This is a genomic window from Streptomyces sp. NPDC006261 (assembly GCF_040613515.1).
Lineage (GTDB): Bacteria > Actinomycetota > Actinomycetes > Streptomycetales > Streptomycetaceae > Streptomyces.
In genome coordinates, this window is record NZ_JBEXSI010000027.1 from 1 (window position 1) to 26,039 (window position 26,039).

25 protein-coding genes and 1 pseudogene are annotated in these 26,039 nt (G+C 72.0%); 22 read left to right on the plus strand and 4 right to left on the minus strand.

Translation table 11 applies throughout. The features are described 5' to 3' along the window. The first annotated feature begins 100 nt into the window (after positions 1 to 100). Entirely contained in the window at positions 101 to 1,291 is a 1,191-nt protein-coding gene (dnaJ, locus tag ABZ154_RS19095) for a molecular chaperone DnaJ (protein ID WP_356834060.1), read from the plus strand. A 1-nt stretch (position 1,292) separates the two neighbouring features. Beyond that, positions 1,293 to 1,748, plus strand: a complete 456-nt coding sequence (locus tag ABZ154_RS19100) for a helix-turn-helix domain-containing protein (RefSeq protein WP_356834062.1) — start codon at positions 1,293 to 1,295, stop codon at positions 1,746 to 1,748. Positions 1,749 to 1,853: 105 nt separating this feature from the next. On the opposite strand, the pseudogene ABZ154_RS19105 reads toward ABZ154_RS19100, so the two are convergent. Together ABZ154_RS19105 and ABZ154_RS19110 are read right to left on the minus strand one after the other, a co-directional pair. Next, positions 1,854 to 2,382 (minus strand): annotated as a pseudogene (locus ABZ154_RS19105) (helix-turn-helix transcriptional regulator); the annotation flags it as partial. 230 nt (positions 2,383 to 2,612) lie between these two features. Then, positions 2,613 to 3,617, minus strand: coding sequence for a helix-turn-helix transcriptional regulator (locus tag ABZ154_RS19110; RefSeq protein WP_356834064.1), 1,005 nt, complete (start codon positions 3,615 to 3,617; stop codon positions 2,613 to 2,615). Positions 3,618 to 3,726: 109 nt separating this feature from the next. Between ABZ154_RS19110 and ABZ154_RS19115 the strand changes: the two genes are divergently transcribed. Together ABZ154_RS19115 and ABZ154_RS19120 are read left to right on the plus strand one after the other, a co-directional pair. Next, the gene (locus ABZ154_RS19115) at positions 3,727 to 4,065 is read left to right on the plus strand and encodes a hypothetical protein (RefSeq protein ID WP_356834066.1); all 339 of its coding nucleotides are present in this window, start codon (positions 3,727 to 3,729) and stop codon (positions 4,063 to 4,065) included. After that, positions 4,062 to 4,382, plus strand: a complete 321-nt coding sequence (locus ABZ154_RS19120; protein ID WP_125615796.1) for a (2Fe-2S)-binding protein — start codon at positions 4,062 to 4,064, stop codon at positions 4,380 to 4,382. Before ABZ154_RS19115 ends, ABZ154_RS19120 begins: the two co-directional genes overlap by 4 nt. 105 nt (positions 4,383 to 4,487) lie before the next feature. Here the strand turns inward: ABZ154_RS19120 and ABZ154_RS19125 are convergent, their stop codons facing one another. Continuing rightward, entirely contained in the window at positions 4,488 to 4,889 is a 402-nt protein-coding gene (locus ABZ154_RS19125; protein ID WP_128847048.1) for a TIGR03618 family F420-dependent PPOX class oxidoreductase, read from the minus strand. Positions 4,890 to 5,065: 176 nt separating this feature from the next. Between ABZ154_RS19125 and clpB the strand changes: the two genes are divergently transcribed. Both clpB and ABZ154_RS19135 read left to right on the plus strand, forming a co-directional pair. Further along, entirely contained in the window at positions 5,066 to 7,651 is a 2,586-nt protein-coding gene (clpB, locus tag ABZ154_RS19130; RefSeq protein ID WP_356834069.1) for an ATP-dependent chaperone ClpB, read from the plus strand. A 189-nt stretch (positions 7,652 to 7,840) separates the two neighbouring features. Beyond that, on the plus strand, positions 7,841 to 8,377 hold the full coding sequence (locus ABZ154_RS19135) for a YbjN domain-containing protein (RefSeq protein ID WP_356834071.1): 537 nt from the start codon (positions 7,841 to 7,843) through the stop codon (positions 8,375 to 8,377). Between the two features lie 69 nt (positions 8,378 to 8,446). Here ABZ154_RS19135 and ABZ154_RS19140 read toward each other — a convergent pair whose 3' ends face one another. Further along, the gene (locus ABZ154_RS19140) at positions 8,447 to 9,628 is read right to left on the minus strand and encodes a pyridoxal phosphate-dependent aminotransferase (RefSeq protein WP_356834073.1); all 1,182 of its coding nucleotides are present in this window, start codon (positions 9,626 to 9,628) and stop codon (positions 8,447 to 8,449) included. A gap of 150 nt (positions 9,629 to 9,778) precedes the next feature. Between ABZ154_RS19140 and ABZ154_RS19145 the strand changes: the two genes are divergently transcribed. The 16 genes from ABZ154_RS19145 to ABZ154_RS19220 all read left to right on the plus strand — a co-directional run bounded on the left by ABZ154_RS19145 (position 9,779) and on the right by ABZ154_RS19220 (position 26,006). Continuing rightward, positions 9,779 to 10,039: a hypothetical protein gene (locus ABZ154_RS19145; protein ID WP_356834075.1), complete on the plus strand. Its 261-nt coding sequence runs from the start codon at positions 9,779 to 9,781 to the stop codon at positions 10,037 to 10,039. A 337-nt stretch (positions 10,040 to 10,376) separates the two neighbouring features. Further along, positions 10,377 to 10,898 (plus strand): DUF2617 family protein, encoded by a 522-nt coding sequence (locus ABZ154_RS19150; protein ID WP_356834077.1) that lies wholly within the window; start codon positions 10,377 to 10,379, stop codon positions 10,896 to 10,898. 115 nt (positions 10,899 to 11,013) lie between these two features. Beyond that, positions 11,014 to 12,612, plus strand: coding sequence for a polyamine aminopropyltransferase (locus ABZ154_RS19155; protein WP_356834079.1), 1,599 nt, complete (start codon positions 11,014 to 11,016; stop codon positions 12,610 to 12,612). A 96-nt stretch (positions 12,613 to 12,708) separates the two neighbouring features. Then, entirely contained in the window at positions 12,709 to 13,599 is an 891-nt protein-coding gene (locus ABZ154_RS19160) for an SRPBCC domain-containing protein (RefSeq protein ID WP_356834081.1), read from the plus strand. 89 nt (positions 13,600 to 13,688) lie between these two features. Continuing rightward, entirely contained in the window at positions 13,689 to 14,435 is a 747-nt protein-coding gene (locus ABZ154_RS19165; RefSeq protein ID WP_356834218.1) for an aldose 1-epimerase, read from the plus strand. Positions 14,436 to 14,557: 122 nt separating this feature from the next. Then, the gene (gene pyrE, locus ABZ154_RS19170) at positions 14,558 to 15,097 is read left to right on the plus strand and encodes an orotate phosphoribosyltransferase (RefSeq protein ID WP_073874771.1); all 540 of its coding nucleotides are present in this window, start codon (positions 14,558 to 14,560) and stop codon (positions 15,095 to 15,097) included. 166 nt (positions 15,098 to 15,263) lie between these two features. After that, positions 15,264 to 16,295: a class II fructose-bisphosphate aldolase gene (gene fbaA / locus ABZ154_RS19175; protein ID WP_319175612.1), complete on the plus strand. Its 1,032-nt coding sequence runs from the start codon at positions 15,264 to 15,266 to the stop codon at positions 16,293 to 16,295. A 120-nt stretch (positions 16,296 to 16,415) separates the two neighbouring features. Continuing rightward, on the plus strand, positions 16,416 to 17,567 hold the full coding sequence (locus ABZ154_RS19180; RefSeq protein ID WP_356834083.1) for a MalY/PatB family protein: 1,152 nt from the start codon (positions 16,416 to 16,418) through the stop codon (positions 17,565 to 17,567). Between the two features lie 114 nt (positions 17,568 to 17,681). Further along, positions 17,682 to 19,190: an MFS transporter gene (locus ABZ154_RS19185; protein WP_356834085.1), complete on the plus strand. Its 1,509-nt coding sequence runs from the start codon at positions 17,682 to 17,684 to the stop codon at positions 19,188 to 19,190. 90 nt (positions 19,191 to 19,280) lie between these two features. Further along, positions 19,281 to 19,694 (plus strand): DUF3151 domain-containing protein, encoded by a 414-nt coding sequence (locus ABZ154_RS19190; RefSeq protein WP_030588667.1) that lies wholly within the window; start codon positions 19,281 to 19,283, stop codon positions 19,692 to 19,694. Between the two features lie 139 nt (positions 19,695 to 19,833). Beyond that, a complete protein-coding gene (locus ABZ154_RS19195; RefSeq protein ID WP_356834087.1) occupies positions 19,834 to 20,682 on the plus strand; it encodes a tryptophan 2,3-dioxygenase family protein in 849 nt (282 codons plus the stop codon). Further along, on the plus strand, positions 20,675 to 21,889 hold the full coding sequence (gene kynU / locus ABZ154_RS19200) for a kynureninase (RefSeq protein WP_356834089.1): 1,215 nt from the start codon (positions 20,675 to 20,677) through the stop codon (positions 21,887 to 21,889). Before ABZ154_RS19195 ends, kynU begins: the two co-directional genes overlap by 8 nt. 123 nt (positions 21,890 to 22,012) lie before the next feature. Beyond that, positions 22,013 to 22,900, plus strand: a complete 888-nt coding sequence (locus ABZ154_RS19205; protein WP_356834091.1) for an alpha/beta hydrolase — start codon at positions 22,013 to 22,015, stop codon at positions 22,898 to 22,900. 89 nt (positions 22,901 to 22,989) lie between these two features. After that, on the plus strand, positions 22,990 to 23,811 hold the full coding sequence (locus tag ABZ154_RS19210) for an NAD(P)H-binding protein (RefSeq protein ID WP_356834093.1): 822 nt from the start codon (positions 22,990 to 22,992) through the stop codon (positions 23,809 to 23,811). A gap of 150 nt (positions 23,812 to 23,961) precedes the next feature. Beyond that, positions 23,962 to 25,317, plus strand: coding sequence for a histidine kinase (locus ABZ154_RS19215; RefSeq protein WP_356834095.1), 1,356 nt, complete (start codon positions 23,962 to 23,964; stop codon positions 25,315 to 25,317). Then, positions 25,314 to 26,006: a response regulator transcription factor gene (locus ABZ154_RS19220; protein WP_356834097.1), complete on the plus strand. Its 693-nt coding sequence runs from the start codon at positions 25,314 to 25,316 to the stop codon at positions 26,004 to 26,006. The genes ABZ154_RS19215 and ABZ154_RS19220 overlap by 4 nt, the downstream gene beginning before the upstream one ends. The last annotated feature ends 33 nt before the right edge of the window (positions 26,007 to 26,039 follow it).

Sequence of the window (26,039 nt, forward strand, 5' to 3'; positions counted from 1 at the left end):
ATCGGCTCCCAGCGCGGCGCCCAGCCCCAGACCCGCCACCGGCAGCAGTGCCAGAACCACGACGGTCGACCAGGCTCCCGCCAACTGGGCCCGCACGTCGATGAGCACGAAGGACTTCGTCGAGAAGGACTACTACAAGGTCCTCGGCGTCCCCAAGGACGCCACCGACGCCGAGATCAAGAAGGCGTACCGCAAGCTCGCCCGCGAGTTCCACCCCGACGCCAACAAGGGCGACGCCAAGGCGGAGGAGCGCTTCAAGGAGATCTCCGAGGCGAACGACGTCCTCGGTGACACCAAGCGGCGCAAGGAGTACGACGAGGCGCGCGCCCTCTTCGGCAACGGTGGCTTCCGCCCCGGCCCCGGTGGTGCGGGAGGCAACTTCAACTTCGACCTGGGCGACCTCTTCGGCGGAGGCGCACCGGGTGGCGGACAGGGCGGTGCGGGCGGCGGATTCGGCGGCGGGGGCGGTCTCGGCGACGTCTTCGGCGGGCTGTTCAACCGCGGCGGCACGGGCACCCGGGTCCAGCCGCGGCGCGGCCAGGACATCGAGTCCGAGGTGACGCTCAGCTTCACCGAGGCGGTCGACGGGGCCACGGTCCCGCTGCGGATGTCCAGCCAGGCGCCCTGCAAGGCGTGTTCCGGCACCGGCGACAAGAACGGCACTCCCAGGGTCTGCCCGACCTGCGTCGGCACCGGCCAGGTCTCGCGCGGCACGGGCGGCGGCTTCTCGCTCACCGACCCCTGCGTGGACTGCAAGGGCCGGGGCCTCATCGCCCAGGACCCCTGCGAGGTCTGCCACGGCAGCGGCCGCGCGAAGTCGGCCCGCACCATGCAGGTCAGGATTCCGGCGGGCGTCTCCGACGGCCAGCGGATCCGGCTGCGCGGCAAGGGCGGCCCGGGCGAGCGCGGCGGCCCGGCCGGCGACCTGTACGTCGTCGTCCACGTCGGCGCCCACCCGGTCTTCGGCCGCAAGGGCGACAACCTCACGGTCACCGTGCCCGTCACCTTCCCGGAGGCGACGCTGGGCGGCGAGGTGAAGGTGCCCACCCTCGGCGGTCCGCCGGTCACCCTGAAACTGCCCCCCGGAACCCCGAACGGGCGTACGATGCGCGCCCGGGGCAAGGGCGCGGTCCGCAAGGACGGCACCCGCGGCGACCTGCTGGTCACCGTGGAGGTGGCGGTCCCCAAGGGCCTCGGCCAGGAGGCCAGGGACGCGCTGGAGGCCTACCGCAAGGCGACCGCGGACGAGGACCCGCGGGCGGAACTGTTCCAGGCCGCGAAGGGAGCTTGAGATGGACGGCCGTCGACGCAATCCGTACCAGCTGACCGATGAATCACCGGTGTACGTGATCTCGATCGCGGCCCAGCTCTCGGGCCTGCACCCGCAGACACTGCGCCAGTACGACCGTCTCGGCCTGGTCTCCCCCGACCGTACGGCCGGCCGCGGCCGCCGCTACTCGGCCCGCGACATCGAGCTGCTGCGCACCGTGCAGCAGCTGTCGCAGGACGAGGGCATCAACCTGGCGGGCATCAAGCGCATCATCGAGCTGGAGAACCAGGTGGCCGCGCTCCAGCAGCGCGTCGCCGAGCTCTCGGCGGCGGTGGACGGCGCTGCGGTCGCCCTGCAGCAGCGCGAGGCCCAGGTGCACGCCTCGTACCGCCGCGACCTCGTGCCGTACCAGGACGTGCAGCAGACCAGCGCGCTGGTGGTCTGGCGGCCGAAGCCGAAGAGGTCGCCCACGGAGTAGGGCACACGCCTGTGTGCGGCGGGGCCGGAGGAGCGGATGCTCTTCCGGCCCCGCCGTCGTGTACGGCCTCGAGGTCTGCGGCAGAGGCTCGCGCGGATTCGCCCTGGCGATGCCCGACTCGACGAGCAGGGCGCCGAGATGGGTGCGGCTGGTGGCTCCGAGGGTCTGCATGAGCTTGGCGATGCGGGAGCGGCAGGTGCGGACGCTGATGCCCGTCTCCCGGGCACCACGTCGTCGACGTGGCCTTCGGTGAGGAGGCGGGCGATGCTGTGCTGGACTGCCGTGACCGGCGCGTTGGACGCGGCCGCCTGGTGGTTCTCCGCCAGCGGGACGGCCTGGGCCCGGAGGCTGGCTCCCCGCGGGATGGCGGTGTGGGCGTTGGCCAGGGCCCCGTCGCGAGGCGCAGGCGTTCGTCGATCTCCCGGGAGACCGGTCGCAGCAGATGGTCCAGGGCGGCCGACGGCGGTACGGGTCCCATCCACGCTTCGTCCCACGGGTCGGGATGCAGCAGGGCCAGTTCGGTCAGACAGGGGGCTCCGGTGCGATCGGAGCGCGGTATCCGCCCTGCGCGAAGGGCTTTCTCGTACAGGCGGAGCGCTGGATCGCACAGCTCGGTATGCGCGTGATCGCACAGGTCGGTATGCGCGTGTGGAGGACGCCCCGATCTGACTTCATTGCATCCCGTTTGGGATCCCCCTGCTTTGTGCAGTGCAACAAGTTGACGGTGGTGCCAGCGTAGTTCTGAGGGGAGTGTGGGGGCGCCGGGGGAGCCGGGAATTCCCTCGGCACGACCTGTGGGTGCCGGCTGTGCTCCCCCCTTGCGCAGCCGCTCCGGGTGTCCTTGCGGGGGGATCGTTCGCGCGGTCAGGAGTCCGATTCCAGGATTCCTGACCGCGCGATGAGATAACCGAGTTGGGCCCGGCTGTTGCTGCCGAGCGCGACACTGAGCTTGGCGATGTGGGAGCGGCAGGTGCGCACGTTCATGCCGAGACGGCGGGCGATGGCCTCGTCCACGTGGCCCTCGACCAGAAGTTTGGCGATGGAATGACGGACTCCGGAGATGCCTTCCGGTCCGGGGTCGTAAGGGATCTGCTCCTGCAGCGGGGTCCCGCGGTGCCAGAACTGCTCGAAGACCTTGACGAGGTATTTCACTATGACCGGATGCCGCAGTTCGAGGGCGACGGTCCGGTCCTCCGTGGCGGGGATGAAGGCGACCGTATGGTCGAAGATCATGAGGCGCTCGACGAGTTCCTCGAGGGTCCGGATCTCCATTTTGCTTTCGGCCATGCGGGCCACGTAATTGAGCGTGCCCTGGCTGTGCCGGACCGTGTGCTGGTACAGGGTGCGCATGGCGACTCCGCGCTGCATGAGCGTGTTCCCGCGTTCCATGGCGATGTTGAGCGCGACCTCGCTGCGCCCGCCCCCGGGCTGGATGGTGAGCACCTCCGACTGGCACTCGGAGAGGGCGAGCTCTATGGAGGCGTTGATGCGGTCGATGCCTTCGACGACCGTGATCGAGTGCGTGGTCGGCGGGGCCTGGGCGCTGATGGTCATGAAGGGCTCGAACGCCTCGGCCAGCTCCACGGAGAGCCGCCTGCGCTCCTGGATCTCCTTCTCGATGGGGTGGAGCCGCTGCGTGAGCGCCGCGAAAGCGGGTACCGGCCGGAGCCAGGCGGGGTCGTCCGGATCGGGGTGCAGCAGGGCGAACTCCAGCAGGCACGGGGCGGCTTCCGCCTCGGTGCGGGCTATCTTCCCCACGCTGAGCGCGCTCGTGTAGAGCCGGGCCCCCTCGTCGCACAAAGTGGTGACAGAGTGGGGATGTGTCGCTTTCGCTCTATCTGTGGTCAATTCTCCACCCCCCAGGAACATGCATCAGCAGGAACATGATGCATCGTTTCGGTGGTTTGACGTGCCTTGATGCGCCATCGTCTTGTGGTGCGGGGGAGAGGAAACCTTGGAAGTGAGGACGAAGCCCACTATGAGTAAGAAATCGCTTCGCTCGGTGCTTGCCGTGGCCTTCTCCGCCGGGCTTGTGTCCGTGGCTCTCGGTGCTCTGAGCCCCGCGGTGGCAGGTACGGACAGCACGGTCGCCGTGCAGTCCCAGGGCCGGCCGCCCGCCGACCTGGCCTGGGACGCGGCGCCCGCCAAGCTCGCGGAAGCGTCCACGGCCGCCGAGCGCGGACCTGACATGGGGTGGGACTCCGCCCCGACGGCCTGGGATGCGGCGCCCGCCAAGCTCGCGGAAGCGTCCACGGCCGCCGAGCACGGACCTGACATGGGGTGGGACTTCGCCCCGACCGAAAAGGACCGGGCATGACCACGCCGCCGGACGACCGCACCTTCCGGCGCGAGATGGCAACCGCCTATCGCTCAGGGTGGCATTTCATCGATCTGCTCACGGCACTCCCCCGCCGTGGCGACTCGTTGATGGTCACCCTGTTCGGAGAGCCGATCGTCGTGGTGATGGAAGAGGACGAAGACGTCCGCGCCTATCGCTGTCTCCGGCGTCCCCGTGGCGCGCCACAGCCCGTCCGCTGCGCCGTCAGGTACGGAATGATCTTTGTGAACCTCGATCAGCGGGATCATGAGCTGATCGCGCCAGAACCCCTTTCCGCCACCCCCCGCAGTGCCTGAGCGATTCCCCCGTCGTCACCTATCGCTCCGGCGCTTCCCCCACACAGCGGCGTCACCGTGACCTGAACACGGTGGCGCCGTTGTGCTGTGTCGGTCCGGGGGGCCTCAGGCGTTTCCGAGCGCCCGGTCGAGGGCGATCTCGATGACGATCCGCTCCGGGTTGGGCCTCGGCGTGCGCTCGTAGCGCTCCGCGTAACGGCTCACCGCGTCCGCGACGGCCTCCGGCTCGCTGCGGATGGTCGCGCGGCCCTCCAGCGTCGCCCAGCGGGCCTTGTGCATCTGGCAGACGGCGACCCGTGCCCCCTCCGGGCCGGCCGCCAGGATGTTGGCGACCTTGCGGGTGCCCTTGCCGGTGATCACGCGTGCCACCCCGGCCTCCGGGTCGTACGTCACGCCCACCGGCACCACGTGCGGTGTGCCGTCGGGGCGGAGCGTCGTCAGGGTGCACACGTGCCGCTCGCGCCAGAAGGCGAGGTAGCCGGGGGTGGGGTTCCGTACGTCTGCCATGGGGTGAAGCGTAGGCCGCAGGGGGTGACGGTGCGGTGGCGGGCGGTTCCGGGGGCCGGTTGACTCGGAACGGAAGGGGCCGGCGGGTGCCGTATCCTTGGCTTGAGTGGAATAGACTCAACTTTGTGCAGGTTGGAAACATCAGGTACCCCAGCTGCGAGGAGGAGTAAGCACACGTGGACGCCGAGCTGACCAACAAGAGCCGGGACGCCATCAACGCGGCCACCGACAGGGCCGTGAAGGACGGGCACCCCGACCTCACCCCCGGGCACCTGCTGCTCGCGCTCCTGGCGGGTGAGGACAACGAGAACATCACCGACCTGCTGGCCGCCGTCGAGGCCGACCAGGCCGTGGTGCGCGCCCGGACCGAGAAGCTGCTCGGGGCCCTGCCCAGCGTCACCGGCTCCACCGTGGCCCCGCCGCAGCCCAACCGTGAGCTGCTGGCAGTCATCCAGGACGCGGCCCAGCGGGCGAAGGAGCTGGGCGACGAGTACCTCTCCACCGAGCACCTGCTCATCGGGATCGCCGCGAAGGGCGGACGGGCCGGTGAGATCCTCGACGGACAGGGGGCCACTGCCAAGAAGCTGCTGGCCGCGTTCGAGACGAGCAGGGGAGGGCGTCGCGTGACCACACCCGACCCGGAGGGCCAGTACAAGGCCCTGGAGAAGTTCGGCACCGACTTCACGGCCGCCGCGCGCGAAGGCAAGCTGGACCCGGTCATCGGCCGCGACCAGGAGATCCGCCGCGTCGTGCAGGTGCTGTCGCGCCGGACGAAGAACAACCCGGTGCTCATCGGTGAGCCCGGCGTCGGCAAGACCGCCGTCGTCGAGGGGCTGGCCCAGCGGATCGTCAAGGGCGACGTCCCCGAGAGTCTGAAGAACAAGCGCCTCGTCTCGCTCGACCTCGGCGCGATGGTCGCGGGCGCGAAGTACCGCGGCGAGTTCGAGGAGCGCCTGAAGACCGTCCTCTCCGAGATCAAGGAGAGCGACGGCCAGATCATCACCTTCATCGACGAACTGCACACCGTCGTCGGCGCCGGGGCGGGCGGCGACTCCGCCATGGACGCGGGCAACATGCTCAAGCCGATGCTGGCCCGCGGTGAGCTGCGCATGGTCGGCGCGACCACGCTCGACGAGTACCGCGAGCGCATCGAGAAGGACCCCGCCCTGGAGCGCCGCTTCCAGCAGGTGCTGGTCGCGGAGCCGTCCGTCGAGGACACCATCGCGATCCTGCGCGGTCTCAAGGGCCGTTACGAGGCCCACCACAAGGTGCAGATCGCGGACTCGGCACTCGTCGCCGCGGCCACCCTCTCCGACCGCTACATCACCTCCCGCTTCCTCCCCGACAAGGCCATCGACCTGGTCGACGAGGCCGCCTCCCGGCTCCGTATGGAGATCGACTCCTCGCCCCTGGAGATCGACGAACTCCAGCGTTCCGTCGACCGGTTGCGCATGGAGGAGCTGGCGCTGAAGAACGAGTCGGACGCCGCCTCCAAGCAGCGCCTGGAGAAGCTGCGCCGCGACCTCGCCGACAAGGAGGAGGAGCTGCGCGGCCTCAACGCCCGCTGGGAGAAGGAGAAGCAGGGCCTCAACCGGGTCGGTGAGCTCAAGGAGCGCCTCGACGAACTGCGCGGCCAGGCCGAACGCGCCCAGCGCGACGGTGACTTCGACGCCGCCTCCAAGCTCCTGTACGGGGAGATCCCCGGGCTGGAGCGGGAGTTGGAGGAGGCGGCCGAGGCGGAGCAGGAGGCCTCCAAGGACACCATGGTGAAGGAGGAGGTCGGCCCGGACGACATCGCGGACGTCGTCGGCGCCTGGACCGGAATCCCGGCCGGGCGGCTGCTCGAGGGCGAGACCCAGAAGCTGCTGCGGATGGAGGCGGAGCTCGGCAAGCGGCTGATCGGCCAGTCCGAGGCGGTGCAGGCCGTCTCCGACGCCGTACGCCGTACGCGCGCCGGGATCGCCGACCCCGACCGGCCCACCGGCTCGTTCCTCTTCCTCGGCCCCACCGGCGTCGGCAAGACCGAGCTGGCCAAGGCGCTGGCGGACTTCCTCTTCGACGACGAGCGGGCCATGATCCGCATCGACATGAGCGAGTACGGCGAGAAGCACAGTGTCGCCCGCCTCGTCGGTGCCCCGCCCGGTTACGTCGGCTACGAGGAGGGCGGCCAGCTCACCGAGGCCGTCCGCCGCCGCCCGTACAGCGTCGTCCTCCTGGACGAGGTCGAAAAGGCCCACCCCGAGGTCTTCGACATCCTGCTCCAGGTCCTCGACGACGGCCGGCTCACCGACGGCCAGGGCCGCACGGTGGACTTCCGCAACACCATCCTCGTCCTCACCTCCAACCTCGGCAGCCAGTTCCTGATGGACCCCCTGGTCAAGCCCGAGGTCAAGAAGGAACAGGTGCTGGAGGTGGTGCGGGCCTCCTTCAAGCCGGAGTTCATCAACCGGCTGGACGACCTGGTGGTCTTCTCGGCGCTCTCCGGCGACGAGCTCGCGCACATCGCGAAACTCCAGGTCGACCGCCTCGCGGCCCGGCTCGCCGACCGGCGGCTCACCCTGGAGGTCACCCCGGAGGCGCTGGCCTGGCTCGCCGAGGAGGGCAACGACCCGGCGTACGGGGCGCGCCCCCTGCGCCGCCTCATCCAGACGGCGATCGGCGACCGGCTCGCCAAGGAAATCCTCTCCGGCGAGATCGCGGACGGTGACACCGTCCGGGTGGGCCGGTCCGAGGGCGGACTGACCGTCGGCCGCGCCGCGTAACCACCGGGCCCGGAAGGCCCCCGGCCCGTAACACCCGGCCACGGTTCGTCACACGCTGTGTGCGTCCCCCCGTCCGGCCCCGTCCCCACCGGCTCTCTGTCAGCTTGTGGCGGATAGGGGCCGTGCGGGCTTGCCATGCCCCGCCCGCCATGGGAGAGGATGGCCGCAACCGCACGAAGGGAAATAACGGTGAGCATCGATCCGTCCTCGATTCCTAATTTCGGGGGCCAGCCCGAACCGCAGGCGGCAGGACCGGAGGGCCCCGTCGTCCCTGACCAGGACCTCGTCAAGCAGCTCCTCGACCAGATGGAGCTCAAGTACGTCGTCGACGACGAGGGCGACCTCGCCGCGCCGTGGGAGGAGTTCCGGACGTACTTCATGTTCCGGGGCGAGGACGAGCAGCAGGTCTTCTCGGTCCGTACGTTCTACGACCGCCCCCACGCGCTCGATCTGCGTCCCGTCCTCCTGGACGCCATCGACGACTGGAACCGCCGCACTCTGTGGCCGAAGGTCTACACCCACGCCCACGAGGGCGAGGAGGGCGAGGCGGGCTCCGTCCGGCTGATCGGTGAGGCGCAGATGCTCATCGGCACCGGGGTCAGCCTGGAGCACTTCGTCTCCTCGACGGTGAGCTGGGTGCGCGCCTCGATCGAGTTCGACAAGTGGCTCATCGAGCGCCTGGGCCTCACGTCGGCCGAGGAGAAGACGGACACCGAGGGCGCCTAGCCCCTCGATCCATCCACGGCAACGGCCCGGGCGGCGGTCACACGACCGCCGCCCGGGCCGTCTGGGCGTTCAGCCGAGCCGCCGCAGCCGCTCCACCGCCTCCTCCAGCACGTCCTCGCGCTTGCAGAAGGTGAACCGGACCTGGCTCCGGCCTGCCTCCGGATCGTCGTAGAAGACCGAGACCGGCACGGCGGCCACCCCGCAGCGCTCCGGCAGCGCCCGGCAGAAGGCGTACGCGTCCTCCTCGCCGAACGGGGAGATGTCGGTGGTGACGAAATACGTCCCCTCCGGCTCGTACACCCGGAAGCCCGCGCTCCGCAGCCCCTCCGCGAGCAGATCGCGCTTGCGGCGCATGGACGCGCGGAACTCCGTGAAGAACGCGTCGGGCAGCTGGAGCGCCTCCGCGATCGCGTACTGGAACGGGCCCCCGCTGACGAAGGTCAGATACTGTTTCGCCGCGCGCACGGCCGCCACCAGCGGCGCGTCCCCGGTGACCCAGCCGATCTTCCACCCGGTGTACGAGAACGTCTTGCCCGACGAGGAGATCGACACCGTCCGCTCGCGCATCCCGGGCAGCGCGGCGATCGGGTGGTGCGCCCCCGTGAAGACCAGGTGCTCGTACACCTCGTCGGTGATCACCAGCAGATCGTGCTCCACCGCGAGGGCCGCGATCCCGGCCAGCTCGTCGGGGGTGAGCACCGTGCCGGTCGGGTTGTGCGGGGTGTTCAGGAGCAGCAGGCGGGTGCGCGGGGTGATCAGGGCGCGCAGTTCGCCGAGGTCCGGGCGGAAGTCCGGGGCGCGCAGGGTGAGCGGCACGCGCTTGGCGCCCGCCATCGCGATGCAGGCGGCGTACGAGTCGTAGTACGGCTCGAACGCGATGACCTCGTCGTCCGGTTCGAGCAGGGCGAGCAGGGAGGCCGCGATCGCCTCGGTGGCCCCGGTGGTCACCAGGACCTCGGTGTCCGGGGACCAGGTCAGGCCGTAGAAACGCTGCTGGTGGGCGGCGACGGCGTTACGGAGTTCCGGGACGCCGGGGCCCGGCGGGTACTGGTTGCCGTGCCCGGCGCGCAGCGCCCGGACCGCTGCCTCCCGGATCTCCTCGGGGCCGTCGGTGTCGGGGAAGCCCTGGCCGAGGTTGATGGAACCGGTCCGCGCGGCCAGCGCGGACATCTCGGCGAAGATCGTCGTGCCGAACGCGGCGAGGCGGCGGTTGAGCAGCGGTCGTCCCTGTGTCGCTCGTCCCTGTGTCATGGGCGCCATCCTGTGCCCAAGCTCTGGAGTTGCTCAAGTCTGCTTTGGGGCGCGCGCCCCGGGGGATCCCCCTGTCACGAAGGAACAAGGGAAGACCGGGAAGCGACGGCGCAAGACGCGCTTCGGGGGAGAGGAGGGCGGGTGAGAGGCATGACTGTCTTCATCATGGTGCTGATCGGTGCGGGGGTTCTCGTCGGCCTGATGGTGGCCCTTGCGCGGGCGACCAGGGTCAGGACCGGACCGCACGGGACGCGTGCCCGGCGCCGGGTCTCCGCGGGCGGCGGAGGCTGGTGGGCGGGCGGTGACAGCGGCGGTGGCTCGTCCTGCGGCTCCTCCTCCGGGCACTCGTGCGGCGGTGGATCGTCGTGCGGTGGCGGTGGCGGTGGCGGCGGCTGCGGCGGGGGCAGCTGAGCGGGCCGCATGGCCGTCGCCACAGGCGTCACCGCCACCGACACTGACTCCAGCTCACGGCGCCCGAGGGTGAACTCCCTTCGGGCGCGCTGTCGTTGAGCCACGCAGGCGAAGATGGTTGAACAGTTGAACCGGGCTCCCCCCGAGGGGATGGAAACCACGTCAAGTTGGGTAAAAACGCTGCGAGTGCGGCGTACTTCGTGATTCCCTCGTCGAAGAGAACATTCAGCCCTCGGACCCCAGTTGGACCAGATCGGGCGCTTCCCACCTCCCACGCGCAGTCATCAAGGGGGCGTCCCGCTGTCCATGCGTCCATGTGTGTTTGCGGAGCCCACCCATGCTCACCACCCTCCAGACGGCCTACTCCGATACCCGCGCCGCCGACCTGGCCTGGATGCTGGGCCGGGAGCCGCTCCCCGCCCTCGCCGTCCTCGACCTCCAGCTCGGTGGCGCCGAACTCCAGTTGAGGCTGCTCGGCGCCTCCCACCAGGTCCTCCTCCAGGAGGACCGGGGAGTCTGCTCCGAGACCGTGGCCTGTATGCCCGGCAGCAGCACCCCCCTGCCCCTCGGTGTCGCGAAGCGGCTCGGGGACTGGGAGTACGAATTCGCGGCCCGCGTCGAGACCCTGACCCAGGGGCAGTTCGCGGGGCGGGCGCAGGAGCTGCTCGCGCTCGTGAGCGACCACCCGCACGGCCTGGCGGGCACCTTCCCCGGCAGCCCGCACGCCTTCACGGCGATGCTCGCCCAGCGCATCGAGGGCCAGGTGCGGTGGCGCACGTGGCACGCGTACCCGCAGGAGGGGCAGTTGGTGGTCACCCGGACCCGGGTGGGGGTGCGCATCCCGGCGCCCGCCCTCTGACCCCCGTGCCCGCGCCACGACGGGTGCGGCCGGGGGGCCGGGTGCCTCCCGGCCGCTCCACTTGCACCCTTGTGGGTGACAGGCGGCCACCGGACGGTGACGTAGCGTTCGCAGCATGATCGACCAGCAGGTGTCGCTGCGAGGGGGCGCGGCGCGGCTTCCCGTACGGCCGAGGACCGGCCGGTTCCTCGTGCTGGCCGCCGTCTTCGTCTGCGCGGCCTGCGGCCTCGTCTACGAGCTGGAACTGGTCGCGCTCGCCTCCTACTTGATCGGCGACTCGGTCACCCAGGCCTCCGTCGTGCTCTCCTTGATGGTCTTCGCGATGGGCATCGGCTCCCTCCTCGCGAAACGTTTACGCTGCCACGCCGCCGTCGGTTTCGGACTGATCGAGGCGGCCCTGGCGCTCATCGGCGGCTCCTCGGCGCTCGTGCTGTACGCGTCGTTCGCCTGGCTCGGGGAGTCGCAGTACGCCCTGGTCGGGTTCTCGCTGGCGATCGGGGTGCTGATCGGGGCGGAGATCCCGCTGCTGATGACGCTGATCCAGCGCGTCGACCGGCAGGACGCGGGCGGGGCCGTGGCCGACCTCTTCGCCGCCGACTACGTGGGTGCGCTCGTCGGCGGGCTGGCCTTTCCCTTCCTCCTGCTGCCGATGCTGGGGCAGCTCACCGGAGCGCTCCTCACCGGCGCGGTCAACGCGGCGGCGGGCGGTGCGCTGGTCCTGTGGGTGTTCCGGCGCGACCTCACCCCCGGCTCCCGTCGCCTCCTCGTCGTGGTCAACGTCTCGGTGATCGCCGTCCTGGCCACCGCCACGGTCCTGGTCGACGACTTCGAGCGGGCGGCCCGGCAGGCGCTCTACGGGGATCAGGTGCGGGTCGCGGTGCGGACCGGGGTGCAGGAGGTCGTCCTGACCGGGACCGGCCGCGATTCCCTCGGCCTCTACCTGGACGGCCGGCTCCGGGTCAGCGCCCGCGACGAGCACCGCTACCACGAGGCGCTGGTCCACCCCGCGATGGCCGGACCCCGCGCCCGGGTCCTCATCCTGGGCGGCGGCGACGGGCTCGCCGCCCGCGAGGTGCTCCGCTACCGGGACGTCCGCTCGGTCACCGTCATCGAGATCGACCCCGCCGTCACCCGGCTGGCCCGCACCGACCCCGCCCTCTCCCAGCTCAACGGCCACGCCTACCGCGACCCGCGCCTCACCGCGGTCGGCGCGGACGCCTTCACCTGGCTGCGGGCCGACCACCACCGCTACGACGTGGTGATCTCCGACCTGCCGGACCCGGGGATCACCGCCAGTACGAAGCTGTACTCCGCCGAGTTCTACGGGCTGATCGCCGAGGCCCTGGCCCCGCGGGGGCGGCTCGTGGTGCACGCGGGCCCGCCGGTGGTCCGTCCGCAGACCTTCTGGACGGTGGAGGCCTCGGTACGGGCCGGAGGCCTCGCGACCCGCCCGTACCGCATCCCGGGCCGTCCCTCCGGCTTCACCGCGAGCCCCGGCCGGCTCGGCGCCGGGGGGCGGCCCCCGGAGGGCTGGGGCTTCCTCCTGGCGGCGGCCGGGCCGGTGGGGGAGCCGGGGCTGGGCGCCGGAGCGCCCGTACTGCGCTCGCTGGGGGAGGGGGAGCTACGGGAGGGGGCCCGGGCGGCCGACGGACTGCGGCTTCCGGGGCAGGTGCCGTCCACGCTGATCCACCCGCGCTACTGGGAGGAGACGTGAGGGGCGCGTGACGGTGGGGGGCGTGCGGGGCAGGCGGGCGGGTCGGGCGTGTGGAAGCCCTGACGTGGGGGCCGGGGGCGATTAGGCTCGGTCGGTATGGAGCATCAGGTGTTCGTTCCGGTCCCGGCCCCGGCCCTGCGGCGCACGCTGGGTGACCCCGTCCGGGTCGCCCGCTGCGTCCCGGGGATCCAGCAGGACGCCGACGCGTCGGCGTCACCTCTGGCGGGCCGGCTGAAGTTCCGGGCCGGCGGCCACACCATCACCTACCGGGGCGAGCTGAAGCTCTCCGCCCCCGGGGACGACCGGTTCTCGGTCACCGGGGAGGGCGTGGAGGCCCGGGGGGCCGGTGCGGTGAAGCTGGCGCTGACCATCGGCCTCACGGAGAAGGACGGCGGGACGACCCTCGCCTACAGCGGTACGGCGAGCGGCGACGGCCGGCTGGGCGAGCTGGAGGAGGGCGCCGCGCTCGCGGCGGCACAGCGCCTCCTGGACCGCTTCACCAAGCAGCTGGTGACCGAGACGCTGGCCGCGCACGAGGAGGGCGGCACGGAGGAGGGCGGTGCGGAGGACGTGTCGGCCGAGGGGCTGGAGGGGGACGTCGAGGCGGCGGCCGATGACGCTGCGGAGAGCGGAGAGGCTTCCCTCGGCGCGGAAGCCGGTGCCGGTGCCGCCGATGAGCCCACCGAACCCGCCGAACCCGGCTCCGTATTCGACTCGCCCGTCCCCCCGCCCGCCCTCGACCCCGTCGCCGGAGTGGAGTTCACCGTCCCCGACGAGCCGCCCGCCGAGGCCGCGCACGCCCGCCGCACCATGATCGGCCGCAGCGCGGAGGAGGTCGACCACGCGCCCCCGCGCGGCCGGTACGCCCCCGTGCCCTCGCCGGAAGGGGGCGGGGCGAGCACCACCATGCGCTGGGTCGCCCCGGCGGCGGCCCTCGCGCTGGCCTCCGCCGTGGTGCTGAGCCGGGCGTTGCGGCGCCGTAGGTGAGGTACCGCCAGTAGGGTCGTCGGGTGAGCAGCAGCGAAGAGAGCACCCGTAGCGAAGAGAGCGTCAGGCTGAGTGCCGGCGACGCCGAGTTGACCGTCGACCCCGCCCGTGGCTGCCGGATCAGCAGCCTCCGGATCGGGTCCACCGAGCTGCTGCGCCAGGGCGAGCGGTACGGCTGCTTCCCGATGGTGCCCTGGTGCGGCCGTACGGGGTACGGGCAGTTCCGCAACGGCGACGCCGCCCACCAACTGCCCCTGAACTCCCCGCCGCACGCCATCCACGGCACCGGCCGGGACACCGCCTGGGCGACCGCCCACGTGGACAGGGGGCAGGCGGCCTTCTACTACGACCTCGCCGAGCCCTGGCCGTACGAGGGCCGGGTGACCCAGACCTTCGAGCTGACCGAGGACGCGCTGACGCTCGGTCTCGCCGTCGAGACGTACGGCAACTCCTTCCCGGCCCAGGCGGGCTGGCACCCCTGGTTCCACCGCACGCTCGGGGGCCGGGACGCCGAGCTCTCCTTCGACGCCGCCTGGCAGGAGGAGCGGGGCGGGGACCACCTGCCGACCGGGCGCCGCATCGGCCCCGTACCCGGCCCGTGGGACGACTGCTTCGGGATGCCCGACGGCGTCGACGTGAAGCTCACCTGGCCGGAGCAGCTGGAGCTGACGGTGAAGAGCCGCAGCGAGTGGGTCGTGATCTACGACGAGCAGGACGCGGCGGTCTGTGTGGAGCCGCAGTCCGGCCCGCCGAACGGGCTGAACACCGTGCCCCGGCTGGTCACCCCGATCGACCCGCTGGAGATCACGACGACGTGGAGCTGGACGCGGCTCTGAGGCCCACTCCGAAGCGCGGCTCCGAGGCCCGACTCCGAAGCGCGGCTCCGGGGCCCGGCTCCGGGGCCCGGCTCCGAGGCTCGGCTCCGAGGTGGTGGGCTCCACCGCTTACCCTCGTGGTCATGACTGACGTACGCGCTGACCTGCTCCAGCAGATCAAGGACAAGGCCGTGGTGCACGGCAAGGTGACCCTCTCCTCGGGGCTGGAAGCCGACTGGTACATCGACCTCCGCCGGATCACGCTGGACGGCAAGGCCGCGCCGCTGGTCGGCCGGGCCATGCTGGACGCCACCGCCGAGCTGGACTACGACTGCGTCGGCGGGCTGACCCTGGGCGCCGACCCGGTCGCCACCTCGATGCTGCACGCCTCCGCCGCGCGCGGTGAGAGCCTGGACGCGTTCGTCGTCCGCAAGGCGCAGAAGGCGCACGGGATGCAGCGCCGGATCGAGGGCACCGACGTGAAGGGCCGCCGCTGCCTGGTCGTCGAGGACACCTCGACCACCGGCGGCTCGCCGCTGACCGCCGTCGAGGCTGTACGGGAGGCGGGTGGCGAGGTCGTCGCCGTCGCCGTGATCGTCGAGCGCGGTGCCGCTCCGGCCATCGCCGAGGCCGGTCTGCCGTACGTCCAGGTCTACTCGGTGGCCGACCTCGGCCTCGCCTGAGCCATAGCGGCCTGAGCCATATCGGACGGGGTGGACCGTTTCACGTGAAACAGGGTCCGCCGGGTGGAGCCGGATGAGGAGTCTGGGAAGATGGGGGCGACGATGACGTCGCCCCCAGGTCAGGGACTCATAGCCTGCACACCCGCACATCCCAAGGAGCGGTCAGATGCCCATCGCAACCCCCGAGGCTTACGCCGAGATGCTCGACCGGGCAAAGGCGGGCAAGTTCGCCTACCCGGCCATCAATGTCACCTCGACGCAGACCCTGCACGCGGCCCTGCGCGGCTTCGCGGAGGCCGAGAGCGACGGCATCGTCCAGATCTCCACGGGCGGTGCGGAGTTCCTGGGCGGCCAGTACAACAAGGACATGGTCACGGGCGCGGTCGCCCTGGCCGAGTTCGCGCACATCGTCGCCGCCAAGTACGACGTCACCGTCGCGCTGCACACCGACCACTGCCCCAAGGACAAGCTGGACGGTTACGTACGTCCGCTGCTCGCCGTCTCCGCCGAGCGCGTCGCCAAGGGTCTGAACCCGCTGTTCCAGTCCCACATGTGGGACGGCTCGGCCGAGACCCTCGCCGACAACCTGGCCATCGGCCAGGAGCTGCTGGCCCAGGCCGCCGCCGCCAAGATCATCCTCGAGGTCGAGATCACCCCGACCGGCGGTGAGGAGGACGGCGTCACGCACGAGATCAACGACGAGCTGTACACGACCGTCGACGACGCGCTGCGTACCGCCGAGGCGCTCGGCCTGGGCGAGAAGGGCCGCTACCTGCTGGCCGCCTCCTTCGGCAACGTCCACGGTGTCTACAAGCCGGGCAACGTCGTGCTCCGCCCGGAGCTGCTGAAGGACCTCCAGTCGGGCGTCTCCGCGAAGTACGGCAAGCCGGCCGGCAGCCAGCCGTTCGACTTCGTCTTCCACGGCGGCTCGGGCTCCACCGCCGAGGAGATCGCCACCGCGCTGGAGAACGGCGTCGTGAAGATGAACCTCGACACCGACACCCAGTACGCCTTCACCCGCCCGGTCGCGGACCACATGTTCCGCAACTACGACGGTGTCCTGAAGGTCGACGGCGAGGTCGGCAACAAGAAGACCTACGACCCCCGCACCTGGGGCAAGGCCGCCGAGGCGGGCATGGCCGTGCGCGTCACCGAGGCGTGCGCGAACCTGCGCTCCACCGGTACGAAGCTGAAGTAACCACGCGTCGGGGCTGAAGCAGGCGCCCGTAGTCACGCATGTACGGTCTCGGGCCCGGTCCTCCTTCCAGGGGGCCGGGCCCGTTGCTGTGCCGGGAGACGAAAGCAAGGAGGGCCGCTCGTGGCCACGCTGTACGACTTCGACACTGCTGTCGACCGCCGGGGCACCTGGTGCGTCCAGTGGGACGGGGTCGCGGACCGGTTCGGGGTCGACGGGCTGCTGCCCTTCACCATCTCCGACATGGACTTCGCCACCGCCCCCGAGGTGCTCGCCGCGCTGCGGGCCCGGCTGGAGCACGGCGTCTTCGGCTACACCACCTGGCAGCATGACGACTTCCGCTCGGCCATCGCGCACTGGTACGCCTCCCGGTACGGCACCGAGATCGACACCGGGCAGCTCGTGTACGGCCCGTCCGTCCTCAACCAGCTGTCCCAGCTCCTCCGGATGTGGACGGGGGAGGGGGACGGGGTCGTCGTCCACACCCCCACGTACGACGGCTTCCGCAAGGCGATCACCGGGCTCGGGCGGGAGCTGCGCGGGGTGCCGGTGGGTGACGAGGAGGCGCTGGAGCGGGAGCTGTCCCGGGCGGACGCCAAGGTCCTGGTGCTCTGCTCGCCGCACAATCCGACCGGGCGGGTCTGGACGGGTGCCGAGCTGACCCGGATGGCGGAGCTGTCGGAGCGGTACGGCGTGGCTGTCGTCAGCGACGAGATCCATGCGGACTTCGTGCACGAGGGGTACGTCCATGTGCCGTGGACTCGGGCGGCGGGGGACGGGGGTGGTCGCTGGGCGGTCATCACCTCCGGGTCGAAGGCCTTCAACTTTCCGGCGCTGACCGGTTCGTACGGGCTCATCGGGGATCCGGCCGACCGGGCGGAGTATCTGCGGCGCATGGAGACGGCGGAGGGGCTGGCGTCCCCGGCCGTGCTGTCGCTGACCGCGCACATCGCGGCGTACCGGGAGGGCGGGCCGTGGCTGGACGCGGTGCGGGCGTATGTGGCGGGGAACCTGGCGTACGTCGCGGAGCGGTTGTCCGCCGCCCTTCCCGAGCTGGGATGGGGGCCGCCGCAGGCCGGGTATCTGGCGTGGATCGACCTGCGGCCGGCGGGGGTGGATGACGCGGAGTTGCAGCGGGTGCTGGTCGAGCGGGAGAGGGTGGCGATCATGGGGGGCGCGGTTTACGGGGCGCCGGGGTTCGTGCGGCTGAACGTGGGGTGCCCGCGGGCGAAGGTGGTGCGGGGGGTGGAGGCGCTGATCCGGGCGGTGCGGTAGCTGAGTGGGTCCGGGGGCGCTGCCGCCGTGGCCCCGCTCCCCGTCCGCCGGAGAGGCTTTGTTCTGCGGGACCCGTCGCGGGCGGGAAGGGCCGCTCCGGGGGAAGCTGATCCCATGGCTGATGCCCCCGCTCCCGGCGAGATCCGGGTCGCCTCGCCCGTCGGGCGCTGGGTCGTGCTGACCACCGTGCTCGGGTCCGGCATGGCCATGCTCGACTCCACCGTCATCAACGTCGCCCTGCCCCGCATCGGCGCGGACCTCGACACCGGTCTGGCCGCGCTCCAGTGGACCGTCAACGCGTACATGCTCACCCTCGCCGGACTGATCCTGCTCGGCGGGGCGCTCGGGGACCGGTACGGGCGGCGGCGGGTGTTCGTCGTGGGGATCGTGTGGTTCGCGGTGGCCTCGCTGCTCTGCGGGATCGCGCCGAACGCGGGGGTGCTCATCGCCGCCCGGGCCCTCCAAGGGGTCGGTGGGGCGCTGCTCACGCCGGGGTCCCTGGCGATGATCCAGGCCAGTTTCCATCCCGACGACCGGGCGCGGGCCGTGGGGCTCTGGTCCGGGTTCGGCGGGGTCGGGGCGGCCGTGGGGCCGTTCGTGGGCGGGTGGCTCGTCGACGGGCCCGGGTGGCGGTGGGTGTTCCTGCTCAACCTGCCGCTCGCCGCGATCTGCGTGCCCGTCGCCCTCCGCCACGTACCGGAGTCGCGCGATCCGGCGGCGCACGGCCGGTTCGACGTGCTGGGGGCCGCGCTCGGGGCGCTCGCGCTGGCGGGGGTGACGTACGCGCTGATCGAGGCGCCGGGGCGGGGCGCCTCGCCGCTCGTGATCGGGGCGGCGCTCGGCGGGGTGCTCCTCGGGGTGGCGTTCGTGCTGGTGGAGCAGCGGCGGGCGGATCCGATGCTGCCGCCGTCGATCTTCCGCTCCCGGCTGTTCACCTCGGTCAACCTGGTGACGTTCTGCGTCTACGCGGCCCTCGGCGGCTTCTTCTTCCTCTCCGCGATCCAGCTCCAGGTGGTCGCCGGGTACTCGGCGCTGGGGGCGGGTACCGCGCTGCTGCCCACCACCGTCCTGATGCTGCTGTTCTCCGCCTGGTCGGGGGAGCTGGGGCGGCGGATCGGGCCGCGTATCCCGCTCACGGTGGGGCCGCTGTTGGCCGCCGCCGGGATGCTCCTGATGCTGCGGGTGGGGCCGGACGACGCCTCCTTCGGCGCGTACGTGAGTGAGGTGCTGCCCGCCGTCGCGGTGCTCGGCGCCGGGCTCGTCGTGGTCGTGGCCCCGCTCACCGCGACGGTCCTGGCCGCCGTGGACACCGGGCGGGCCGGGCTGGCCAGCGGGATCAACAACGCGGCCGCCCGGGCCGCCGGCCTGCTCGCGGTGGCCGCGCTGCCGCTGCTCGCCGGGACGGGTCCTGAGGCGTACCGGGACGCGGGCGAGTTCGCGGCGACCTTCCGGCGGGCGATGCCGATGTGCGCCGGGCTGCTGGTGCTGGGCGCGGCCATCGCCTGCTGGACCGTCCGCACCCCGCCGCACACCGCCGCGCGGGAACGGGCCGAGGAGCGGCCCGAGTGCACCGTCCACTGCGGGATCGCGGCGCCGCCGCTGGAGCCCGAGCGTGAGCGGTGAGGGCGCCCCCGGGGCCACGGGCGCCGGAGCGCGAGCCGGGAGGTGGGCGGTGCGGCCCCACTCGCGCCCCGGTGCAGGCACACTTGATCCATGTCCATCCACGAGAACCTTCTCGGGGGCCCCGCCCCGACCCATCTGCCCGACGACCCCGAGCCGCGCGAGCTGCTCGCCGCCGGTACCCCGCCCGCCGAGGTCGCCGCGAAGTACCCCACCTCCTCGCTCGCCTGGGCGCAGCTCGCCGACGAGGCGTACGAGGGCGGCCGGGTCATCGAGTCGTACGCGTACGCCCGCACCGGCTACCACCGCGGCCTCGACTCCCTGCGCCGGGCCGGCTGGAAGGGCCACGGCCCCGTACCGTTCGAGCACGAGCCGAACCGCGGCTTCCTGCGCGCCCTGCACGCCCTGGCGCGGGCCGCCGGGTCCATCGGGGAGACCGAGGAGCACGAGCGCTGCTCGACGTTCCTGCGCGACTCCTCGCCGACCGCCGCCGACATCCTGAGCTGACCCCGGCCGCGTACCCCTCAGCCGGGCCCGCCGCCCACACGGCGCGGGTCCGGCTTAGTATGCGAGCAGGGGACCGGAGCTCCATCACCTCACGGAAGGGGCGGACCGCTACCCGGAAGCTCGTGTCGAGGAGACAGCGATGTCGACGAATCACCCCGGCCCCGAAGCCACCGGTGCGGACACCCCGCACCTCGACTTCGCGGGAACGACTCCGTACGAGGACTATGTCCAGGCGGATGTCCTGACCCACCTGCAGCACCTCCGCTCCGACGACCCCGGCGAGATGGTCTTCCTGGTCACCACCCAGGTCATGGAGCTGTGGTTCACGGTCATCGTCCATGAGTGGGAGACCGCGACCCGCGCCCTGCGCGAGGACCGCATACCCGTAGCGCGCGACGCCCTGAAGCGCTCGCTGCGCGAGCTGGAGGCGCTCAACGAGTCCTGGCGGCCGCTCGCCGGACTCACCCCCGCCCAGTTCAACTCCTACCGGGGCTCGCTCGGCGAGGGTTCCGGGTTCCAGTCCGCCATGTACCGGCGGATGGAGTTCCTGCTCGGCGACAAGTCCGCCTCCATGCTGGTGCCGCACCGGGGCGCGCCCCGTGTGTACGCCGAGCTGGAGAAGGCGCTCGGGGAGCCGAGCCTGTACGACGAGACGCTCGCCCTGCTGGCCCGCCGCGGGTACGCCATCCCCGACTCCGTCACCGGCCGGGACCTGACCAAGCGGTACGAGCCGTCGCCCGAGGTCGAGGCCGTGTGGGCCGAGATCTACTCCGCCACCGACCAGAACGACGAGCTGGTCCGCCTCGGCGAGCTCCTCACCGACGTCGGCGAGCTCGTCTGGCGATGGCGCAACGACCACCTCGTCGCCACCCGGCGCGCGATGGGCTCCAAGACCGGAACGGGCGGCTCCGCCGGGGTGGCCTGGCTGGAGAAGCGCGCCACGAAGAACGTGTTCCCCGAGCTGTGGACGGCGCGCAGCCATGTCTGAGACCACGTACACGGAGTTGCGCGAGCGCGCCGCCGCCCTCGACGCCGTCGACCCGCTCGCCCCGCAGCGTAAGCTCTTCGCCCTCGACGACGGCGTCTACCTCGACGGCAACTCGCTCGGCGCCCTGCCCGTGCACGTCCCCGCCCGGGTGCAGGACGTCCTCACCCGCCAGTGGGGCGAGCTGCGCATCCGGTCCTGGGGGGAGAGCGGCTGGTGGACCGCGCCCGAGCGGATCGGCGACCGGATCGCCCCGCTCGTCGGGGCCGCCGCCGGGCAGATCGTCGTCGGTGACTCGACCAGCGTGAACGTCTTCAAGGCCGTCGTCGCGGCCACCCGCCTCGCGGGCGAGGGACGCGACGAGATCCTGGTTGACGCCACGACGTTTCCCACGGACGGGTACATCGCCGCCTCCGCCGCCCGGCTGACCGGCCACCGGATCGTGCCGGTCGCGCCCGCCGACGTACCGGGCGCGCTCGGCGACCGTACGGCCGCCGTCCTGCTCAACCAGGTGGACTTCCGTACGGGCCGGCTGCACGACCTGCCCGGCCTGACCGCCGCCGCCCACGCGGCAGGAGCGATCGCCGTCTGGGACCTCTGCCACAGCGCGGGCGCCCTGCCGGTCGGGCTGGACGAGCACGGGGTGGACCTGGCGATCGGCTGTACCTACAAGTACCTGAACGGCGGCCCCGGTTCGCCCGCCTACCTGTACGTTGCCGAGCGCCACCAGGCCGCCTTCGACTCCCCGCTGCCGGGGTGGAACTCGCACGCCGACCCGTTCGGCATGACCCCCGACTACGCCCCGGCGGACGGTTCCGTACGGGGCCGGGTCGGTACGCCCGACATCGTCTCCATGCTCACGCTGGAAGCGGCGCTGGACGTGTGGGACGGGGTCCCCGTGGACGCCGTCCGGGCCAAGTCGCTGGCGCTGACGGACTTCTTCCTGGAGTGCGTGGAGGCGTACGCGCCGGCCGGGCGGGTGCTCTCGCTCACCCCGGCCGCGCACGCCGAACGCGGCAGCCAGGTCGCCCTGCGCTGCGCCGAGGCCGAGCCCGTGATGCGCCGGCTCATCGAGCGGGGCGTCGTGGGCGACCTGCGGCGGCCCGATGTGCTGCGGTTCGGTTTCACCCCGCTGTACGTGGGGTTCGCCGACGCGGAACGGGCGGCGCGGGTCCTGGCCGAGGTGCTCGACGAGGTACCGGCTGCCTGACGGATCGTCCAAGCGTGTGCGACCGGGCGGGGGCGGTGCCGATCACTGGTACCGTCCCCGCAGGTCAACCCAGTTGGGCACCTGACACAGCCACAGGACACAGGCATAGGACGGTTGAGCAGCATGTCGGATTCTGCCGCGCGTGATCGGGACGACGCCGAGACCGAATCGGCGCTCGCGCATCCGGTGGTCGCCCCCGACCGTACCGCCGCCTACGGCGACCACCCCGACCAGGTCATCGACTTCTACGCCCCGCGCGACGGCCGCACCGCCGCCCCCCTCGTCGTCCTGTTGCACGGCGGCGCCTGGCGGGCCCCCTACGACCGGGCGCACGTCTCCCCGCTCGCGGACTTCCTGGCCCGGCGGGGCTTCGCCGTGGCGAGCGTGGAGTACCGGCGCGGCGGCGAGGAGGGTGACCAGGGCGGTCACGTGCCTGGTGCCGACCCGGTCGCGGGGCGCTGGCCGGAGACCTTCGACGACGTGGCCGCCGCGCTCGACGCCCTGCCTGCCCTGGCCGCCCGGGAGCTGCCGGAGGCCGACGTCCGCCGGATCGTGGTCACCGGCCACTCCGCCGGCGGGCACCTCGCGCTCTGGGCGGCGGCACGCCATGTGCTGCCCGAGGGTTCGCCCTGGCGCCTGCCCGCCCCACCGCCGCTGCGCGGGGTCGTCGCACTGGCCCCGATCGCGGACTTCGCCACGGCGGTGGAGCTGGGGGTGTGCGGGGGTGCGGTGAGTCAACTCATCGGCGGGGGAGCCGTGTTCGAGGAGCGATCGGCCCACGCCGACCCCGTGGCCCTGCTGCCCACCGGGATCGCCACCGCGATCGTGCACGGTGAGGAGGACATCGTCGTCCCGCTGGCCGTCTCGGAGGCGTACGTCGACGCGGCGGCGAAGTCCGGCGAGATGGTCGGGCTCACGCTGCTCGGCGACGTCGGGCACTTCCCGCTGATCGACCCGGCCGCGGACGCCTGCGCGATCGTGGCCGAGGAGATCACGCAGCTGGCGTGGTGAGGCCTGAAGTCCACCGTTCGTCGCGGACAGAAGCTGACCGCAAGGGTTCCTAGGTTGGTTGATGCCGAACCGAACGAAGGAGACCCGCAATGACGATCCTGGTGACCGGAGCCACGGGAACGGTCGGCCGTCGAGTGGTCGAGCAGTTGTTGAAGCGCGGTGAGCACGTCCGGGCCGTGACGCGCGACCCGGCGCGGGCGGAGTTCCCCGCGGACGTCGACGTCGTCCGCGGGGACCTCGCCGACCCGGCGTCGCTGGAGAGCGTGCTGGAGGGCGTGACCGGGCTGCATCTGATCACCTTCGACGGCGGTCTCTTCGCCCCCCTGACGACCGGCGAGGACATCATGGAGCGGGCTCGCGCGGCGGGAGTGCGCCGGGTGACCGTGCTCAACGGCGGCGGGGACACCCCGATGGAGACCGCTGTACGGGAGAGCGGGCTGGCGTGGACCGTCGTCATGCCGGTCGAGTTCATGGCGAACGCCCTGGAGTGGGCGCCCGGCATCAAGGCCGAGGGTGTGGTCCGCGAGCCCTTCGTCGACCGGCTGAGCGCGATGGTCCACGAGTCCGACATCGGCTCGGTCGCGGCCACGGCGCTCACCGAGGACGGCCACGGCGGCCAGGTGTACCTGATCACCGGACCGCAGGCGCTGACCGTCGGCGACAAGGTGGCGGCCGTCGCGGCGGCGCGGGGCCAGGAGATCGGGCTGGTCGAGCTCACCGAGGAGGAGGCGCTCACCGGCTGGCGGGCCAAGGGGATGCCCGAGGACGTCATCGCGTTCCTGATCGGGGTCTACCGGGACACCCCGCCGGAGGGGAAGACCGTGATCGACACCGTCGAGAAGGTCACCGGGCGGCCGGCCCGGACGTTCGCGCAGTGGGCCGGGGAGAACGCGGAATTCTTCCGTCCGTAGGGGCCGGGGAAGGGGCCGGGGAACGTGCCGGGGCGGCGTCGGGGGGCGCCGCCCCGGGGCGCGGGTAGGGCACGTAGTCCTTGAGAGGGATGCCCCGGAATCAGCATCGATAGGGACGACCCGTACTCCGGCGCCGCCTACCGTGGAAACGTGACCGAGACCCAGACGAAGACCAGTAGCCCGGAGCTCCGGGCGGCCGAAGGCGCGATGGAAGGCCTCCGGGAAGACCTCTTCCGCCATGTGTTCGCCTACCGCCCGCTGCCGCCCCTCTCACCGGAGGGGCGGTTCATACGCCGCCTGCCCGAGGGGCTGCGGCGGGCCGTCGTCTGGACCCCGCACGCGCTGGTGCTGGGCGCCGCCCTGATCGTGCTGATGGCGGGAATGGCCAACTGGCACTACCGGTTCCTGATGGGCTTCGTACCCGCGGTCGCGGTCGCGATGACCCTGGTCAGGCCGGTCGCCGCGTTCTGGGGATCGATGCTCGCGACGATCTTCTGCGCGATCCTGGGCAGCGAGGGGCTGTGGGGGCCCAGCGCCTTCATCGCGCAGGTGGTGGTCATGGTGGTCGTGGCCGCCAGGACCCGGCCCCGTACGGCGGCCTGGATGTGGACGGTGACCCTGCTGTTCGGACTGCTGCTGGAGGGCGGGGACCCGTCCGTCACCGCGCCCATGGCCGTCCTCTCGGCCTTCGCTCTGCTCGTCGTCGCCCTGGTCCACATCCGGCGCGACGCCGCGCAGGAGGTCCGCGAGGCCGAGCGCGAGGTCACCGTGCAGCGCACCGTCACCGCCGTGGAGCGCGACCGGCGCACGCTGCTGGAGGAGCGCACCACCATCGCCCGGGAGCTGCACGACGTGGTCGCGCACCACATGTCGGTCGTCGCGATCCAGGCGGAGGCCGCCCCCTACCGGGTGGAGAACCCGCCGCCCGAGCTGGAGCAGGCCTTCGTCACCATCCGGGAGAACGCGGTGGCCGCCCTCACCGAGCTGCGCCGCGTCCTCGGCGTCGTACGGGCGGAGGACTACGAGGCCCCGGACGCCCCGCAGCCCACCCTCGCCGTCCTCGACGGGCTCCTGGACAACGTCCGCGAGACGGGCCTGGAGACGGAGAAGGTGATCACCGGGGCCGTCCGCGAGCTGCCCCAGGGCGTCGAGCTGTCGGCGTACCGGATCATCCAGGAGGCCCTCAGCAACACCCTGCGGCACGCGCCCGGCGCCACCGCCCGGGTCGAGATCGCCTACGTGCTCGGCGGGATCGGGCTGCGGATCGTCAACGGACCCCCGAGGGGCCTGGTCAAGCCGTCGCCGGGGGCCGGGCACGGGATCACCGGGATGCGGGAGCGGGTGGCGATGCTGAACGGCGCGATGACGGCGGCGGCGACGGAGGACGGCGGGTACGAGGTCGCGGTGTTCCTGCCCGTGCCGCCGGCGGAGAGCGAGCCGGACGAGCCGGACGACCGGGGCACCGCGGCGGAGACGCTCGTCATCGAACGGGACGGCGGCGCATGAGCAGCACAGGCACCACCGCAGGGGCGGGCACCGACATCCGGGTCCTGATCGTCGACGACCAGATGATGGTCCGCGAGGGCTTCTCCGTCCTGCTCAACGCGATGCCCGGGATCACTGTCGTGGGCGAGGCGGTGGACGGCCGCCAGGCCGTCGCCCAGGTCGCCGCCCTGCGCCCGGACGTCGTCCTGATGGACATCCGGATGCCCGAGATGAACGGCATCGAGGCGACCCGCGAGATCGTCGCGCAGGACGCGGACGCCAAGGTGCTGGTCCTGACGACCTTCGACCTGGACGAATACGTGTACCAGGCGCTGCGGGCCGGCGCCTCGGGCTTCCTCCTCAAGGACGCCTCGGCCCGGCAGCTCGCGGACGGCGTACGGGTGGTGGCCTCGGGCGAGGCGCTGCTCGCGCCGACCGTCACCCGGCGGCTGATCACCGAGTTCTCCAAGCTCGCGGAGGCCCCGAGGCCGCCCGCCCTCGCCCGGATCGGGGACCTCACCGAGCGCGAGACGGAGGTGCTCGTCCTGATCGCGCAGGGGCTCTCCAACGCGGAGATCGCCTCGCACCTGATCGTCGCCGAGTCCACGATCAAGACGCATGTGAGCCGGATCCTGGTGAAGCTGGGCCTGCGCGACCGGACGCAGGCGGCGGTGTTCGCGTACGAGGCACGACTGGTCACGCCGGGGTAGGCGCCCCAAGTCCGCCGGCTGAGCCTCTTGCGG

Coding starts and splice junctions, on each gene's coding strand:
- ABZ154_RS19145 (WP_356834075.1), top strand. CDS start 9,779: ATGACTGTCTTCATCATGGTGCTGATCGGTGCGGGGGTTCTCGTCGGC.
- ABZ154_RS19125 (WP_128847048.1), bottom strand. CDS start 4,889: ATGGCAGACGTACGGAACCCCACCCCCGGCTACCTCGCCTTCTGGCGC.
- pyrE (WP_073874771.1), top strand. CDS start 14,558: ATGACTGACGTACGCGCTGACCTGCTCCAGCAGATCAAGGACAAGGCC.
- kynU (WP_356834089.1), top strand. CDS start 20,675: ATGTCTGAGACCACGTACACGGAGTTGCGCGAGCGCGCCGCCGCCCTC.
- ABZ154_RS19150 (WP_356834077.1), top strand. CDS start 10,377: ATGCTCACCACCCTCCAGACGGCCTACTCCGATACCCGCGCCGCCGAC.
- ABZ154_RS19220 (WP_356834097.1), top strand. CDS start 25,314: ATGAGCAGCACAGGCACCACCGCAGGGGCGGGCACCGACATCCGGGTC.
- ABZ154_RS19160 (WP_356834081.1), top strand. CDS start 12,709: ATGGAGCATCAGGTGTTCGTTCCGGTCCCGGCCCCGGCCCTGCGGCGC.
- ABZ154_RS19190 (WP_030588667.1), top strand. CDS start 19,281: ATGTCCATCCACGAGAACCTTCTCGGGGGCCCCGCCCCGACCCATCTG.
- ABZ154_RS19140 (WP_356834073.1), bottom strand. CDS start 9,628: ATGACACAGGGACGAGCGACACAGGGACGACCGCTGCTCAACCGCCGC.
- ABZ154_RS19100 (WP_356834062.1), top strand. CDS start 1,293: ATGGACGGCCGTCGACGCAATCCGTACCAGCTGACCGATGAATCACCG.
- ABZ154_RS19195 (WP_356834087.1), top strand. CDS start 19,834: ATGTCGACGAATCACCCCGGCCCCGAAGCCACCGGTGCGGACACCCCG.
- fbaA (WP_319175612.1), top strand. CDS start 15,264: ATGCCCATCGCAACCCCCGAGGCTTACGCCGAGATGCTCGACCGGGCA.
- ABZ154_RS19155 (WP_356834079.1), top strand. CDS start 11,014: ATGATCGACCAGCAGGTGTCGCTGCGAGGGGGCGCGGCGCGGCTTCCC.
- ABZ154_RS19210 (WP_356834093.1), top strand. CDS start 22,990: ATGACGATCCTGGTGACCGGAGCCACGGGAACGGTCGGCCGTCGAGTG.
- ABZ154_RS19205 (WP_356834091.1), top strand. CDS start 22,013: ATGTCGGATTCTGCCGCGCGTGATCGGGACGACGCCGAGACCGAATCG.
- ABZ154_RS19115 (WP_356834066.1), top strand. CDS start 3,727: ATGAGTAAGAAATCGCTTCGCTCGGTGCTTGCCGTGGCCTTCTCCGCC.
- dnaJ (WP_356834060.1), top strand. CDS start 101: ATGAGCACGAAGGACTTCGTCGAGAAGGACTACTACAAGGTCCTCGGC.
- ABZ154_RS19185 (WP_356834085.1), top strand. CDS start 17,682: ATGGCTGATGCCCCCGCTCCCGGCGAGATCCGGGTCGCCTCGCCCGTC.
- ABZ154_RS19110 (WP_356834064.1), bottom strand. CDS start 3,617: ATGTTCCTGGGGGGTGGAGAATTGACCACAGATAGAGCGAAAGCGACA.
- ABZ154_RS19120 (WP_125615796.1), top strand. CDS start 4,062: ATGACCACGCCGCCGGACGACCGCACCTTCCGGCGCGAGATGGCAACC.